The sequence below is a fragment of the Psychroflexus aurantiacus genome (assembly GCF_010820555.1).
GTDB lineage: Bacteria > Bacteroidota > Bacteroidia > Flavobacteriales > Flavobacteriaceae > Psychroflexus > Psychroflexus aurantiacus.
Genome location: NZ_JAAIKD010000004.1, coordinates 197,897 through 213,178, shown reverse-complemented (window position 1 = coordinate 213,178; position 15,282 = coordinate 197,897). Strand labels below are relative to the sequence as shown.

Below are 15,282 nucleotides of genomic sequence, written 5' to 3'. Positions count from 1 at the left end.
ATTCAGTAATTGGTTAATACCAGGAATTATTTATCATGACTCAAGTATTCACATAATTTTGTAATAAGTAAATAGTTTTATGGAAAAAATTCATTTTTCTTTTGGTAAAAATCTAATCTACATTCCATTCTGTTTTCATATAAATGCAAAAACCCCCACTATAAAGTGAGGGTTACAATATTATAATCATTACTTATCCCGAACCGACTCAGCAGTCCACAAATTGTTTTGAATTCGTTTGACCTTCACCTTTGAAGAGAAAAGGCTGTTGTACTTATCACGATAACGCTGGAGATTATTTTTTTCAAAGCTAAGATTGTCAAACCTAGTGATGATATCATCTGTTGGACCCAGTTCTATACCTTCCCATTTCCTATCCTTTAATTCGGCAACTATATAAGTTGTACCAGAACCACCAAAAGGGTCAAAAATCACATCACCTTTCACAGAGGACATTTCAATCACCCTGTCAAGAAGTTTTATTGAAAGTTCATTTGCATCCTTCCTACCTTTATATTTTGAATGTCGAACAGGAGGTATATCTGTCCAAATGTCTGTCATACTAACACCCTGATGATTCATTTTATTTTTATAGCCCCCGTAATCCTTAAGGTCTCTATAACACTTGGGGCAAGTTGACATCGCTTACCTGTCTGGGCTAAAGGTGTTCGCTTCTTTTCCTTTGACATAATACAGAAGTGAATAATGTGAAGGGTACAAACGACCACTAATAGGAAGGCATAAGGAAAAATAGCTTATATAACAGTATCTAAGTGTTTTTTAGACCACTTACTTATAGGGATGGTAGAATAAAAAGCTATAGGGATAGTAGGAATGGAGTCATTTATAATAAACAGGGTGAAATAGTGGGTAAATTGGATATTTAAACATTCAAATCTTTACCAGTAATACTCCTAACTATTCTCTTTAGCATTTCAGATGATTTGAAATCCAATGGTTTGAGATTTCTAAGTACACTATCAAACGCAACAAAAGTAATAAAGGACTGAAGAACTGCTCTGTCTATGACTTCAGTTTCATATATAGTTATATTTTGAAGATTGAAAATATTGAATGTAATTAGGTAAATAAAGTAAGATAGGTAGATGATAAATCTAATATTAGTTTTTGATAATAAATAGTCAGTGAGTTCTTTAAACCTAAATTTTTCAGAGTCATCTGACTTTAATATTTTAATCGGTGAAGCTAAGTATACTATGTATTTTATTTGATTATTTAAAGATGTCGCTATGATTACAGAGAAGGTGATAATTAAGTAAACATAAGTCTCAGTGTTTATTGGGATAAATGAATAATACTCATTAGCAAAATAAAAGCCAAAGGGGATTATTGTAGGTATAAATAAATAATAGATAAGATGAATCAATAAAGCTAAAAATGGTTTAGAAACCATGACAATAGTAAAGAGGAGGGCTAATGGTGATAACAGAACAAGATTAATATAGTCAAATATCTTATTAGGAAATATTTCTACAATAATTTGAAATACTATTAGAAGAATACCATAAATAATTAGCATCCAATACTTATACTGTAATCCCCAAAAAAATTCACCAAGGAAATCTAATAGATAGTTTGAAATAAAAACGATAGTACCAATAAGTACTATCACTCCAAACGATAAAATCTCTTTCTTTTTGATACTAATTAAATAATAAATAAACCTATTATAAATCCAAAAATTGGAGATACATTAAGACTGAACTCATATTCTTTTGGTTTGGTATTATCCCAAGCATTAATACTAAGAAAAGACAGAAAAACAAAGGTTAAAAAAATCCACCAAAAGCCAATTTCAGTATTGAATAAGGACAAAAGATAAGATGTTATATAAACAGCTAAAATCCCTCTTAAGATTCCTTGTATGAACATATCTGGTCTAAATATATACATAGAAGGATTATTATAAATTTTACTTAGCAACCACGTTAATGGTAATGTAATAATTGGAATTATTAACCCCAACAGTAGATTAATTATAAATGCACCTATAGGTGTCAAAATATGTAGAAGAATTTTCATATTAGTTTTTAGTTGGTTATCAATTTATTTTATTTCTTGAATTAAATTCATCATTTATAAAGCCTTGTACAATATTTTTGATTTCTGATGGACATTTCTCATGTGGGTAAATTTGGACTGAATCACCACCTTTAGTTTCATTCCATTGAATTAACTCATTCAAACTTACATCTTCTATTTGAAAGCCATGTTCACTTAAATAGATTTCAATTTTGTCCCTAACAGTTTCTAATCTTTTTTTGAATTCTGGTCTTTCAAATATGTTTTTGTACTCCATGATATTTTAGATTGATTAGTTATTAAGTACTAGATGTTATTTTGAAGGAGTAATATCTACTTCGATAACTTTTTCAGTGTCTAAGTAAAATTCACCTCCGTTAGTTTTTATTATTTTACCAATTACAATAAATTTAGTTCCTTTATTAGCTACTTTAAAAATAGGATTTTCATTTAAGTCTACTGTGAAATTTATCCAAGGGTAATTATTTTTATATTTTGATGAAACTCGTAATTTATTATCACCTTTCTTGTAAGCAGAAAAATAATTTACTTCCCACTTAACTCTCAAACCTTTGTAATTTTCTCTAAACTGTTCTTTTTGATAGGGTGGGCAATCTGAAATTTTTACCATCTCCTCATGTGCATCTATATTTGAAAAATAATCATCTGAACTGCTATCACCACTCATATGATTATTTGTCACTGATTTTTTTTTATTAAAAAAGAACATGAATAAAAATGATATAAAAGCTATTCCAGCACCCGAAAAAATCCACTGATAATTATTTTCAATGTAGTTAATTACGTCACTCATTTTTTATGGGTTAGTAAGTATTATTATTGTGGGTTTTTTAAGACTCATAATAATCTACAGTTTTTAAAATTTCTTTTTCATAATTGTATATATCATCTATAGTATCAATAGGCACTTTAGTTTCTTTTTTATTCTCATCAAACAATCCAAGATATTTTTTACCACCATTGAGGTGTAGTCTACAAATTGGTTTTCTATTATTATCATCTAATAACACACCAAAATAAGACTGAGTATCTCTATGTACTATCCTATCGATTGAAAGTTTTCTTCTTAGTATAGCTATAATGATTCGATAACCATCTAACTCCTCTTCTGTAGTATCTATTTTGCTCGGTTCCTCTTCAGGTAATTCTTCTGATTTTTGTTTTTCTTCTTCCTTATTTAATGCAGAATTCAATCGATTATTTACTTTTTCACTAATTATTTGTGTAAAAGCTTTATTAACTATATCAGTAAACTCATCTAACACATTAGATGTCATTCTACCGCTATATACTCTACTTGCAAAAAGTTTCACGAATTCGGTTGAGGGGGTTTCAATTTCATTATCTATTAATGATTTAATTTCACTAGTATATTTCAAAGTGCTAGCATTATTAACAATCTTTGAAACATCAAACCTTGATTTATGAAACTTCTCAATTTCCTTTACTATATTATCTTTTAAATTAAGAATGTTGAATTCTAAAAAAGGTTTTTCATCCATTTTATTACTCTCGTCTAAATCAGTATAGAATCTATAAATAATACCATTAGTGAGTAATGCAAATCTTGTTTTAGTGACATGAAAATATCTAAAGAGTTGAGAATTATGAACATTTAAATCCTGATTCCAATGCTTACACTCTATAATCAAAATTGGATTTTCATTTTGAAAAATTGCATAATCTACTTTCTCACCTTTTTTCAAACCTAAGTCAGCAGTAAATTCAGGTACTACTTCTGTAGGATTAAATGAATCATAACCTAGAATATTTATAAATGGTAAAATAAATGCGTGTTTAGTAGACTCTTCAGTTTGTATACGTTCCTTAAGCTGTTCAACTTTGTCAGCTAATCCTTTCAATTGATTAAGTAATTCCATTTTAATTTGTTTGGTTAATTTTATATTTAAAAAATAACGCTAAGCTATAAAAATTTAATTGCAAAATATATAAGCAATAGTTTTATAATGATTATTTTTTAAATAAAGAATGAAAAACAAATTTATTAAACCTTCACATTATATTTTATTACATCCGAAATCGTATGGTGAGGGCTTCTAAAAGGCCGTTCGGCCATAAGCCCTACATTTTCCCTGACTCTGCCCACCACCGAATGAATTTTGGTCGTTTCTAAGGCTTCGTGCAGACTCATAGGTGGTAAAATACCGGGAAGCCTCTTGGCTAACATGGTTTTACCCGAACCCGGCGGGCCCACCATAATGATGTTATGTCCGCCTGCCGCAGCAATTTCCATACAGCGTTTAATGGATTCCTGTCCTTTGACATCTGCAAAATCATATTCGGGATGGGCTAAATTATCATAAAATAATTCTCGCGTATTGACCCGGGTTGATTCTAAGGCCTCTCCTTTGTCGAAGAAATTGATGACTTCACTGATGCTTTCTATGCCAAAAACATCCAAGTCATCTACAATGGCAGCTTCGTTGGCATTCTGTTTTGGTAAAATAAATCCTTTAAATCCCTCTTGCCTGGCTTTTATAGCTATTGGCAAAGCACCTTTAATGGGTTGCAGGCTACCATCCAAAGACAATTCTCCCATAATGATATACCTGTCGATGTCTTCGCTTTTTATCTGATTGGATGCAGAAAGGATACCCAGGGCCAAGCTTAAGTCATAGGCAGAACCCTCTTTACGCATATCAGCCGGAGCCATATTGACGATGATTTTCTTGCCTGGAAATTTGAAGCCGTTGTTTTTTAAGGCAGCCTGTATTCTGAAACTGCTCTCGCGAATAGCGTTATCGGGCAAACCTACCAGGTGATACCCGATCCCCTTTTCCATATTGATTTCAATGGTAATAATTTCAGCATCTACCCCAAACACAGAACTTCCAAAAACCTTAACTAGCATGATTTCAAGATATTAGAAGCTTAAAATTATGTTTTTTTCCAATATATTTTCACTAAAACTAAAGTTTTTAAAAATTATCGTGTTAAATAATGCTCATAAACACAAAATCCGAAATTTTCATTTCGGATTTTGATGTATGTCAACTATAAACTGTTAAGATTTGTAGTAGTAAAGCAATTCTGTTGTTGATGAATCATGCTGGTTTTCAATCCTATCCGAAAGAATATCGCTTAGGGTGTTTTTCGCTAATTGCTTACCGAGTTCAACTCCCCACTGGTCATAACTGAAAATATTCCAAATCACGCCCTGTACAAAGATTTTATGCTCATACATGGATACTAATTTACCCAGGGATTTCGGTGTTAACTGGTCTATCAAAATCGACGTTGTAGGCTTATTGCCTTCAAACACTTTAAAAGGCAGTAAGTTCTGAATCTCTTCAGGGCTTAAGCCCTGATTTTTCAGTTCTGCATGAACCTCGTCGCTAGACTTCCCTTTCATCAGGGCTTCAGTCTGGGCAAAATAATTGGCCATCAAGATATCGTGGTGAGTTGAATTGCCGTGCAGGGATTTTTTAAAGCCTATAAAATCGGAAGGAATTAGTTTGGTTCCCTGGTGAATCAGTTGAAAAAAGGCATGTTGAGAATTGGTTCCTGGCTCGCCCCAGACGATGGTTCCTGTTTGGTAATTTACTCTATTACCAGCCCTGTCCACGCTTTTTCCATTGCTTTCCATGGAAGCCTGCTGGAGATAGGGAGCCAATTTCTGAAGGTATTGGGTATATGGAATAATGGCTTCGCTTTCTGCTCCCAGGAAGTTGTTATACCAGATGCCCAGTAAAGCCAAAACCACAGGGATATTATCTTTGAAATCCGAGGTTTTGAAATGCCGGTCCATGTCCTCTGCTCCATCTAATAGATCCTGAAAGTTCCGGGAACCCACACTCACCGCGATAGAAAGTCCGGCGGCACTCCACAATGAAAAACGGCCACCAACCCAGTCGTACATGGGGAAGATATTTTCCGTATCGATGCCGAAGTCCTCTACTGCAGAAATATTTGTGGAAACAGCCACAAAATTATCTTTAACATCCTCCTGGGTTGCCGATTTCAGGAACCAGTCTCTTACCGTATTGGCATTGGTCAGCGTTTCCTGAGTGCTAAAGGATTTGGAAACAATCAGAAACAAGGTGGTTTCCGGATTGAGGTGTTTTAAGGTTTCCAACACGTGATCTCCATCCACATTGGAGATGAAATGCGGTTTGATGTCTTCCTGGTAGTAGGCTAAGGCATCTACAATCATCTGCGGTCCTAAATCCGATCCACCGATACCAATATTGACTACATCTGTAAACTTCTTCCCGGCATATGATGTTCGCTCACCAGAATTGACCTGATCTGCAAAGGTTTTCATTTTAGCCAGAACAGACTGTACATCGGCATACACCTCTTTACCGTCGACTCTTGCTGAATTGTTTTCAGAAGTTCTTAAGGCAGTATGCAAAACGGCTCTGCCTTCCGTTTCATTGATTTCATCACCTTCAAAATAGCTTTTGATGGCCTTTTTCAAATTGGCTTCCTCGGCGAGCTTAAGCAGCTGCCTGAAGACCTCTTCATCAATTAGGTTTTTAGAAAAATCAACTAAAACATCTTCATTCCGGATTGAAAATTCCTGAAATCGTTTTGGATTCGCATTAAACAGAGCGCTTAGCTCAAACTTATGTTTAGAAAGGGATTCCAGTTCCTTCCAGGATTTAAAATCTACAGGGGATAGGCTTTGTAAAGACATTTAATTAACTTTTAAGACGTTTTTTTTATAATGTTCGATAAGACCATCAATGGGTCTCCTTATGATATTTCCAATATCAAGATGATAGCGTTTAGCAACGTCTCTGATGATATCTTCAGAGAAGAAAGCGATAGAGCCAATAAAGTGAATAGGGACATTCTGAGCCTGTTTAAAACACATCACACGACGTTCGATAAACTTTTCTATGCCTTCATAAATCAATTTATAAAAATACCCGTTTCGCTCTTCAGACGTAAATATAAATTCTGCAAAAGACGCCAGGTAGGTATTAGGATTGTCTTCTTTATACACGTTTCTTTTGATAGTGTCGGCATCTAAATCGTAGCGTTTGGCAAATTCACGACTCATATCATCGCCCATGAATTTATAGTAATAATCTCTGATGAGCCGCTTACCAAAGTAATTTCCACTGGCTTCATCCATGAGCACATAGCCCAGGGATTCCACTTCCATGTGGACATTTTTTCCATCAAAAAAACAAGAATTGGATCCGGTACCCAAAATACAAACAATACCTGGTTCTGTAGTCGCGGCAAGTGCAGCTGCCACCATGTCTTCATCGACATTTATTTCAGCGTCCTTAAAAAATCCCTGTAATATGGATTCGAGGTTTTTTACAGGCGTTGGTGTTCCGCATCCCGCTCCATAAAAGTCAACCCGGGTCACCTTGGAAACTATGCTCCTGAGATCTTCGTTTTCTTCAATCCGGGATTTTAAAGTCTCTGGTTTGAAAACTGCAGGATTCAGACCCTGAGTTCTCGTCTTCAATTCTATTTCACCTTTATCGTTTAATAGAATCCAATCGCATTTTGTTGAACCACCATCTGCTATAATTATCATAAGCTTATACATTAAAAAAGCTTGAACAGTTTCCTATTCAAGCTTTATGAGATAAATAATCAACTAGACCTTAGAAATATGAACGGCAAGATCAAGCATTTTTGCTGAAAAGCCCCACTCGTTATCATACCAGGCAATGAGTTTGAAGAAATTATCATTCAAAGCTATACCGGCATTGGCATCAAAATTGGAAATACCCGATTGAGAGACAAAGTCCTGAGAGACAACTTCATCTTCTGTATAAGTCAATATGCCTTTCAAATCCCCTTCTGATGCTTTTTTCATGGCAGCTTTCACCTCTTCGTAAGTGGCTGATTTCTCAGTTCTCACAGTTAAATCCACGACAGAAACATCTGCGGTTGGCACTCTAAAGGCCATACCTGTTAACTTGCCTTTCAAAGCTGGGATTACCTTGGTTACGGCTACAGCAGCACCCGTACTTGTTGGAATAATATTATTCAAAGCACTACGGCCTATTCTGTAATTTTTCTTAGCTGGAGAATCTACGGTATACTGTGTAGAAGTCGCTGCGTGAACCGTTGTCATTAAGCCTTCCACAATTCCAAAGTTGTCATTTATGACTTTAGCCATAGGGGCAAGACAATTGGTGGTACAGGAAGCATTGGAAACTACAGTATCCTCAGCCGTGGCATCCTTATGGTTAACACCCATAACAAACATTGGCGTGTCTTTTGTTGGAGCAGAAATCACTACCTTTTTGGCGCCAGCTTCAATATGTGCAGAAGCAGAAGCTTTATCATTAAAAATACCTGTACATTCCATCACCACTTCAGCGCCAACAGCGTCCCATTTCAACTGTTTTGGGTCTCTTTCAGCAGTAATTCTGATGGACTTTCCGTCAACGACTAAATTCCCGTCTTTAACTTCAACAGATTTATGAAACCTGCCGTGAACTGAATCGTATTTAAGCATATAAGCCAAATGATCCACATCCAGTAAATCATTAATTCCTACAATCTCTACGTCTTTATTGTCCATTGCTATTCTAAAAGCAATTCTACCAATACGGCCAAAACCGTTAATACCTATTTTTGTCATAATTATTAAATTTTAAATGATTCGTGATTAGCTGGATACAATATCTGCAACGCGTATAAGATCTATATCCAATATTTTTTTAATATTTATTGCGGTTTCAAAAGGGACATGAACAATTTTTTTATGTTCTATACCAACCATGATATTGGACTTCCCCTCGAGTAAAGCATCTACAGCACCAACCCCTAAGCGGCTTGCCAAAACTCTGTCAAAACAGCTTGGAGAACCTCCGCGCTGTATGTGTCCAAGAACAGTAACTTTCACTTCGTAATCCGGGAGATTTTCCTGAATAGATTCGGCTACATTAGTGATGTTTTTACCTATTTGATCACCTTCAGAGACGACGACAATACTTGAAGATTTACCTGTTTTTCTGCTTTTTTCCAGAGATTCGATAAGTCGGTCTATCCCGAGATTTTCTTCGGGGATAAGTATTTCTTCCGCACCGGCTCCAATACCGCTGTTCAAGGCGATATCTCCGGCATCTCTTCCCATGACTTCAATGAGAAATAACCGATCGTGAGAACTCGCCGTATCCCTTATCTTATCGATAGCTTCTACCACCGTGTTCAAAGCGGTATCGTATCCTATGGTATAATCGGTTCCATTAATGTCATTGTCGATGGTCCCTGGAATACCAATAATCGGCATATCAAATTCCTTGCTGAACACAGAGGCTCCTGTAAAGGTACCATCACCCCCTATCACAACCAAAGCGTCTATATGTCTTGCCTTCAGGTTTTTATAGGCTTTTAACCGACCATCTTTATCCATGAAATCTTTGGATCTCGCAGATTTCAGAAACGTTCCACCTCTGTTGATGGTATTTTTAACATCACGGGGTCCAAGTTCAACAAATTCATTTTCAATTAAACCTTGAAAACCTCTATACACACCATCACAGGTAAGACCCGTATATGCTGCATTTCTGACGACAGCCCTTATGGCGGCATTCATGCCTGGGGAATCTCCTCCAGAAGTTAAAACAGCAATTTTGTTTATTTTCTTATTCATTGAAACTGTACATTAAGATCAAATATATTTTAAATATAAGCTAATCACTAATTTAGTTATCGACTAAAACGATTTCGATAGCTAAACATTATAAAAACTTTATAAAAACTGGTCTAAAATTACTTAGGCAGCAAAATTTTATATTCCCAGGGCTTGAAATTAAGAATTTGATCAGTTTTTAATTCGAAGGGTTCAGAAGTCATATAGTCCTTATAGTTTCCTGAAAAATCAGTTTGAAATTCCTGGGCTTTATTGGTGAAATTGGCTATAAAAATTAACCTGTCTTCATGTTTAGAACGTTCAAAAGCAAGAATAGCTAAATCTTTAGTGGTGGAAAGCCGCTGATAGGAAGCCGCTTTTTTGGCGCCATCCAAAGCCTCATTGTTATTTTTCAGTTCGCCTAATTTTACATGCACCTCCCAAAATTCACCTTTGGTTTTAGGGATGCTGTCTTTTTCAAAAAACTTAAGTCTTTTATTCATGCCATATTCCTGACCGCTGTAGATTAAAGGCATTCCTGGTAAAGCATAGGTAAAAGCCAGCATGGTTTCAGAAGCATCGCCCAGGCGTTCCTTTACGGTTCCGTTCCAGGAGTTTTCATCATGATTGGTGATAAAATTCATCAGGTAGTCATCCTTCTGATAGGTGGTATCGATTTTCGCCATATAAGCATCCCAGTGTTTGACATCCTTATTACCCTGAGCGATTTCATTTATAATATGATGACCTTCCCAATTGTATCCCATGTCAAAAGCTTCATAAAACAAATCTTTATCTTCACTTTCTGCCAGCATAAAGACTGGTTTGACCTTCTCCAGCACAGGCACAACGTAATTCCAGAATTCAGTTTTCACATTTCCGGCTACATCGGCTCTAAAGCCATCAATGTTTTTTTCCTTCACCCAGTACACCATCTCTTCTTTCATGGCAGTCCATAGCGAATCATTTTCATAATTTAGATGAGCTACATCCGTCCAGCCCCAGGATTCTCCTGTATCCGGGTTTATTGGATCTGTAACATTGCCCGCTTTATCTTTATGGTAATATTCGGGATGCTCCTCAATCCATTTGTGGTCCCAGCCCGTATGGTTGGCCACCCAGTCTAAAATTACGTACATTCCATTATCATGCGCCGTTTCAACCAGCTCATCAAAATCTTCTGAAGTTCCAAATTCCGGATTGATTGCTGTATAGTCTGAAATGGCGTAATAACTTCCAAGATACTTTTCTTTTTCTTCCGGATCTTCGATATCTTCTATGGATAAATCCGGAGTGGCCTTTCTGTTTTTCATAGAAATGGGATAAACCGGCATTAACCAAATCACCTTTACCCCTAGCTTTTTAAGCTCGGGAATGTCTTTGGTAAAGGCATCAAAAGTCCCTTCCGGAGAATACTGTCTAATGTTTGCTTCGTAAATCACAGAAGACCCCAGGACTTCATTAGAAACAGGCTCATACTTTTTAGTTTCGTTTTTATTATCATCTGTTTTTTGATTACAGGCTGCAAACAAAAGCGATAGGCCAACAAACAGGTTTATAAATTTAAAGTATCTCATGGTAGTTTTATTTTTCTAGTGTTAAAAGGTTCATAACTGTTTAGTTTTCAGTTATTTATGTGTTCTGTATAAGGTAAATCCAGGCTTCAACTGGAGTTCTTTTTCCCAGCTAAGCTCTGCATTATTCAGTAAGGATTTGAATTGAGTTCCCTCCAGGTTCAATTCATCAAAGCGGGATAAATCGATTGTTTTGGACTCCTCATTAGTATTAAGAAAAACCACCACAATTTCGTTCTTATGAATTCTGAACACAGGATAAACCCCATTCGTAGGAGCAAAATGAATCATTTCACCTTCAAGAATAGCCTCTGAAGTCTTTCTGAAATTCAATAAGGTCTTTAAAAATACCTGAAAATCCTGCTGCGCATCCGGTAGATTTTTTCCTGTAAACGCATTCTGGACATCGCCTTCCCAGCCTCCGGGAAAATCGGTCCGGATCAGGCCGTGATCCCCGCGTTTTTCAGTATTTTCCATCAAAATCTCAGTCCCATAGTAAATCTGGGGTGTTCTGGGCAAGCTCAAGATGAGCCCAAGAGCCATTTTTGTTTTTTGCACATCTTCATTCAGCTGGGTAAAGATTCTGTCCATATCATGGTTATCCGGAAAGATCATCACATCTTTAGGTCTTGGATAATAAAAATCATTGGCTAAGCCCTTATAAATTTTTATCAATCCATTCCCCCAGCCTTCGTTACCTTCATTGAGAGCCTGTACGATTTTCATCTGCATGGGAAAATCCATCACAGAGCGTAAATTGGATTGGTATCCATCGCTGTTGTTTTGACCCTGCTGCCAATAGCCCACCAGAAGCTGGTCTGTCGTCCACTCCTCACCTACGATATTGAAATTAGGATATTCTTCCATAATTGCTCCGGCCCAGTCCGACATAAAGGCTTTATTTGGGTAAGGATAAGTGTCCTGCCGAATACCGTGTAAACCCAAAGTCTCCACCCACCAGATGCTGTTTTGAATGATATACTGAGCCAAATAGGGATTCTCCTGATTCAGATCGGGCATCGTGGGTACAAACCAGCCTTCATGCATGATTTTGGTATCTACAGTTGAGGCATAAGGGTCCTGATTGGTCGTTCTTAAATGATTTGAATTTGGAATCCTCTCGCCATCTTCATACAGGTCTTGGTAATTAAGCCAGTCTGAAAAGGGTAAATCTTCCATCCACCAGTGTCCGCTGCCACAGTGATTGGCGATCATATCCATAATGAGTCCAACTCCTTTCTCAGAAGCTTTACGAGAAAGCTCTTTGTATACTTCCAAATTCCCAAACCGGGGGTCTACTTTGTAAAAATCTGTGATGGCATAGCCATGGTAAGAAGAAGACACCATGTCATTGATCAGCAGAGGGCTTGTCCATATGCTGGTAAACCCCATGTCTGAGATGTAATCCAAATGGTCGATGATCCCCTGAATGTCGCCACCGTGTCTTGCATAATCATCATCCCGATTAAGTTTTGTCTCCCTCAGGGTTTCTACCACATCGTTTTTAGGGTTCCCATTAGCAAAGCGATCCGGAGTAATCAAATACACCACATCTTTATGATTAAAACCTATGTAATCTTCGGCTGGTTTTTCTCTGGAATGTAATGAAAAATCGAAACCTCTGGTTTTAGCTCCTTTTTTACTGAATGTAATCTCGAAAGTCCCGGCTCTGGCTTCTTTTGAAATAACTAAGTCTATAAATAAATAATTGGGGCTGTCGGCCTGGTGTACTTTAGTAATTTCAACGCCTTCGTATTGTATTCCGGGCTCATAGGCAGAAATATCCTCAGAATGAACCATAAGTTGAATGGCATCCATCTGCATGCCCACCCACCAGTTGGGCGGTTCAATCCTAAGGTCCTGAGCATGTAAATCAACTGAACACAGAATCAGAAGAAAAAAACTACAAAGGATATGAATGAAGGATAATCGCGTTTTAGTTTTCATCATTTGATTTTATTTTTTCAATAATACTAATGGCAAATCCACCACCAGGTGCAGACTCGAGTCTCAACGTTGATTTGCTGGTTACTTTTTGGGTAGAAATCCGGTAAGCCTGCGGATTGGTTTTGTAATGCGCATCATTGGCATCTGCATAAATCGTCGCTTCGTAAGTTTTTCCTTTTTCCAGAAAGTCAAGCTTAAGCTTGGTCTTTCTAGGAGTGGTACCGTTGACATTACCCACAAACCAATTTGGTGAATGTTTTGCTTTCCGCGCCACAGTGATGTACTCACCAGGCTCAGCCTCCAAATAATGACTTTCATCCCAATCTATAGCCACGTCTTTAATAAATTGAAAAGCATCCATAAAGCGCTTATAATTCTCAGGCAAATCGGCCGCCATCTGCAAGGGGCTATACATAGTGACATAGAGAGCCAATTGGTTGGCAATAGTAGCATTGACGTGAGAATTATTGTTCGGATTCAATTTACTGATGTCCATTTCAAAAATACCGGGGGTATAGTCCATAGGGCCTCCAATTAATCGTGTGAAGGGCAAAATAGTGACGTGGTTGGGCTTTGATCCGCCAAACGCCTGAAATTCAGTACCTCTAGCCGATTCATTTCCTATCAAATTGGGATAAGTTCTTCGAAGTCCTGTCGGTCTAACCGCTTCGTGAGCGTTGACCATGATGTTATAATCGGCCGCTTTTTTTACAGCATATAAAAAATGGTTTATAGCCCATTGCCCGTAATGATGCTCTCCGCGCGGTATAATATCGCCTACATATCCACTTTTCACAGAGGTATAACCATACTCGTTCATGAATTGGTAAGCAGTATCCAGGTGACGCTCATAGTTTCTGATCGCGCCAGAGGTTTCGTGATGCATCATCATTTCAATATCCTTAGAAGCGGCATATTCCTGGATTTCCTTGACATCGAAGTCAGGATACGGCGTTACAAAATCAAACACATAATCTTTGGAATGTCCATACCAGTCTTCCCAGCCTTCGTTCCAGCCTTCCACAAGCAAGGCATCAAAACCATGTTTGGAGGCAAAATCAATATACTTCTTAACGTGTTCCGTATTGGCTGCATGCTTTTTATTGGGTGTCGTTTTAGAGTAATCAGTTTCGCCCAGCTTGACAGAAGGAAGATCATCAGTATAGTTCCAGCTGCTTTTACCAGTGATCATTTCCCACCAGACACCCATATACTTGATGGGTTTTATCCAGGATGTATCTTCAAGTGCGTTGGGTTCATTGAGGTTTAAATTCATGCTGGAAGCCAGGATTTCTGTAGCATCATCGGTGACCATGATGGTTCTCCAGGGAGACACCGCCGGGGTTTGTAAATAGCCTTTGTTGCCGATCGCATCCGGGGTTAGCCAGGATTTAAAAGTCAAAGTGGATTCGTCTAAATTCAGGTTCATCAGTGAATAGGCTTTCAAAGCCGCTTCATGCAAATTGATATATATTCCATCGTCCGTTTTCATCATTAAAGACGTCTGCACCCCTGTTTTTGAAAATTGCTCCTGAGACGCATTATAGGTTAAGGCTTCATCAAATAATTCATTTATTTCTGAAAGCTTTGACCTGGTATAATCGTACTCCTGAGAATCATAATCTCCGGGAATCCAAAAAGCAGTGTGGTCTCCTGTCATAGCAAATTCGGTGTGTTCCTCCTTGATGACGAAATACACCAGATTGTCCTGCTGAGGGAACTCATATCTGAATCCAAGACCTTCATCAAACAATCGAAAACGCAGGAGAATATGCCTGTCTTTTTCTGGCTGCATGAGTCTTACTGCCATTTCATTGTAATGGTTTCTTATTTCAGCCTGCTCGCCCCAGACGGGCTTCCAGGTGTCATCGAAGTCTACATAAGAAACCTCCTGGACTTCAAATCCATCCAGCAGTGACTTGTCATCCTTAACCAATTCCAGGCCCAGTTTACTTTCAGCAATGACTTCTTTGCCTTTGTAGTGTAAGGTATAGATAGGTGTTCCGTTTTTGAGTTCAAAGTTCAGCTCAAGTTCAGCGTTTGGTGAACTCAACTTTTGGCTATAAGCGCTTATGGATAGTAGTATCCCGATAAGAACAATTAAATTTTTCATGTCTTTTATTT

At 37.4% G+C, this 15,282-nt stretch carries 13 protein-coding genes and 1 pseudogene; all 14 read right to left on the bottom strand.

Annotated elements, in window-relative coordinates; translation table 11 throughout:
* Positions 1-189 precede the first annotated feature (189 nt).
* The 14 genes and pseudogenes from G3567_RS08435 to G3567_RS08370 all read right to left on the bottom strand — a co-directional run bounded on the left by G3567_RS08435 (position 190) and on the right by G3567_RS08370 (position 15,271).
* Entirely contained in the window at positions 190-582 is a 393-nt protein-coding gene (locus G3567_RS08435; RefSeq protein WP_205521205.1) for a DNA methyltransferase, read from the bottom strand.
* A gap of 301 nt (positions 583-883) precedes the next feature.
* Positions 884-1,633, bottom strand: coding sequence for a hypothetical protein (locus tag G3567_RS08430; protein WP_164004891.1), 750 nt, complete (start codon positions 1,631-1,633; stop codon positions 884-886).
* A gap of 35 nt (positions 1,634-1,668) precedes the next feature.
* Positions 1,669-2,043, bottom strand: coding sequence for a hypothetical protein (locus tag G3567_RS08425; RefSeq protein ID WP_164004890.1), 375 nt, complete (start codon positions 2,041-2,043; stop codon positions 1,669-1,671).
* 19 nt (positions 2,044-2,062) lie between these two features.
* Positions 2,063-2,320 (bottom strand): hypothetical protein, encoded by a 258-nt coding sequence (locus G3567_RS08420; protein WP_164004889.1) that lies wholly within the window; start codon positions 2,318-2,320, stop codon positions 2,063-2,065.
* A 36-nt stretch (positions 2,321-2,356) separates the two neighbouring features.
* Positions 2,357-2,857: a hypothetical protein gene (locus G3567_RS08415; protein ID WP_164004888.1), complete on the bottom strand. Its 501-nt coding sequence runs from the start codon at positions 2,855-2,857 to the stop codon at positions 2,357-2,359.
* A 37-nt stretch (positions 2,858-2,894) separates the two neighbouring features.
* Complete coding sequence (locus G3567_RS08410; protein ID WP_164004887.1) at positions 2,895-3,944, bottom strand: type I restriction endonuclease; 1,050 nt, start codon at positions 3,942-3,944, stop codon at positions 2,895-2,897.
* A gap of 149 nt (positions 3,945-4,093) precedes the next feature.
* Positions 4,094-4,936: pseudogene (locus G3567_RS08405) on the bottom strand (YifB family Mg chelatase-like AAA ATPase); the annotation flags it as partial.
* A gap of 153 nt (positions 4,937-5,089) precedes the next feature.
* Positions 5,090-6,724: a glucose-6-phosphate isomerase gene (gene pgi, locus G3567_RS08400; RefSeq protein ID WP_164004886.1), complete on the bottom strand. Its 1,635-nt coding sequence runs from the start codon at positions 6,722-6,724 to the stop codon at positions 5,090-5,092.
* Positions 6,725-7,585, bottom strand: a complete 861-nt coding sequence (locus tag G3567_RS08395) for an N-acetylglucosamine kinase (protein WP_164004885.1) — start codon at positions 7,583-7,585, stop codon at positions 6,725-6,727.
* A 63-nt stretch (positions 7,586-7,648) separates the two neighbouring features.
* The gene (gene gap / locus G3567_RS08390; protein ID WP_164004884.1) at positions 7,649-8,644 is read right to left on the bottom strand and encodes a type I glyceraldehyde-3-phosphate dehydrogenase; all 996 of its coding nucleotides are present in this window, start codon (positions 8,642-8,644) and stop codon (positions 7,649-7,651) included.
* Between the two features lie 27 nt (positions 8,645-8,671).
* Positions 8,672-9,658 carry a 6-phosphofructokinase gene (gene pfkA, locus G3567_RS08385; RefSeq protein ID WP_164004883.1) on the bottom strand — a complete coding sequence of 329 codons (987 nt, stop codon included), beginning with the start codon at positions 9,656-9,658 and terminating at the stop codon, positions 8,672-8,674.
* Positions 9,659-9,777: 119 nt separating this feature from the next.
* Entirely contained in the window at positions 9,778-11,214 is a 1,437-nt protein-coding gene (locus G3567_RS08380) for an alpha-amylase family glycosyl hydrolase (RefSeq protein WP_164004882.1), read from the bottom strand.
* Positions 11,215-11,265: 51 nt separating this feature from the next.
* Positions 11,266-13,158, bottom strand: a complete 1,893-nt coding sequence (locus G3567_RS08375; RefSeq protein WP_164005094.1) for a glycoside hydrolase family 13 protein — start codon at positions 13,156-13,158, stop codon at positions 11,266-11,268.
* Positions 13,148-15,271, bottom strand: coding sequence for a glycoside hydrolase family 97 protein (locus tag G3567_RS08370; protein ID WP_164004881.1), 2,124 nt, complete (start codon positions 15,269-15,271; stop codon positions 13,148-13,150). Before G3567_RS08370 ends, G3567_RS08375 begins: the two co-directional genes overlap by 11 nt.
* Positions 15,272-15,282: the final 11 nt, after the last annotated feature.

Excerpts from the sequence above, each read along its gene's own strand:
- G3567_RS08435 (WP_205521205.1), bottom strand. The coding sequence starts at position 582 with ATGAATCATCAGGGTGTTAGTATGACAGACATTTGGACAGATATACCT.
- pgi (WP_164004886.1), bottom strand. The coding sequence starts at position 6,724 with ATGTCTTTACAAAGCCTATCCCCTGTAGATTTTAAATCCTGGAAGGAA.
- G3567_RS08410 (WP_164004887.1), bottom strand. The coding sequence starts at position 3,944 with ATGGAATTACTTAATCAATTGAAAGGATTAGCTGACAAAGTTGAACAG.
- G3567_RS08370 (WP_164004881.1), bottom strand. The coding sequence starts at position 15,271 with ATGAAAAATTTAATTGTTCTTATCGGGATACTACTATCCATAAGCGCT.
- G3567_RS08395 (WP_164004885.1), bottom strand. The coding sequence starts at position 7,585 with ATGATAATTATAGCAGATGGTGGTTCAACAAAATGCGATTGGATTCTA.
- gap (WP_164004884.1), bottom strand. The coding sequence starts at position 8,644 with ATGACAAAAATAGGTATTAACGGTTTTGGCCGTATTGGTAGAATTGCT.
- G3567_RS08420 (WP_164004889.1), bottom strand. The coding sequence starts at position 2,320 with ATGGAGTACAAAAACATATTTGAAAGACCAGAATTCAAAAAAAGATTA.
- G3567_RS08380 (WP_164004882.1), bottom strand. The coding sequence starts at position 11,214 with ATGAGATACTTTAAATTTATAAACCTGTTTGTTGGCCTATCGCTTTTG.
- pfkA (WP_164004883.1), bottom strand. The coding sequence starts at position 9,658 with ATGAATAAGAAAATAAACAAAATTGCTGTTTTAACTTCTGGAGGAGAT.
- G3567_RS08415 (WP_164004888.1), bottom strand. The coding sequence starts at position 2,857 with ATGAGTGACGTAATTAACTACATTGAAAATAATTATCAGTGGATTTTT.
- G3567_RS08375 (WP_164005094.1), bottom strand. The coding sequence starts at position 13,158 with ATGAAAACTAAAACGCGATTATCCTTCATTCATATCCTTTGTAGTTTT.
- G3567_RS08425 (WP_164004890.1), bottom strand. The coding sequence starts at position 2,043 with ATGAAAATTCTTCTACATATTTTGACACCTATAGGTGCATTTATAATT.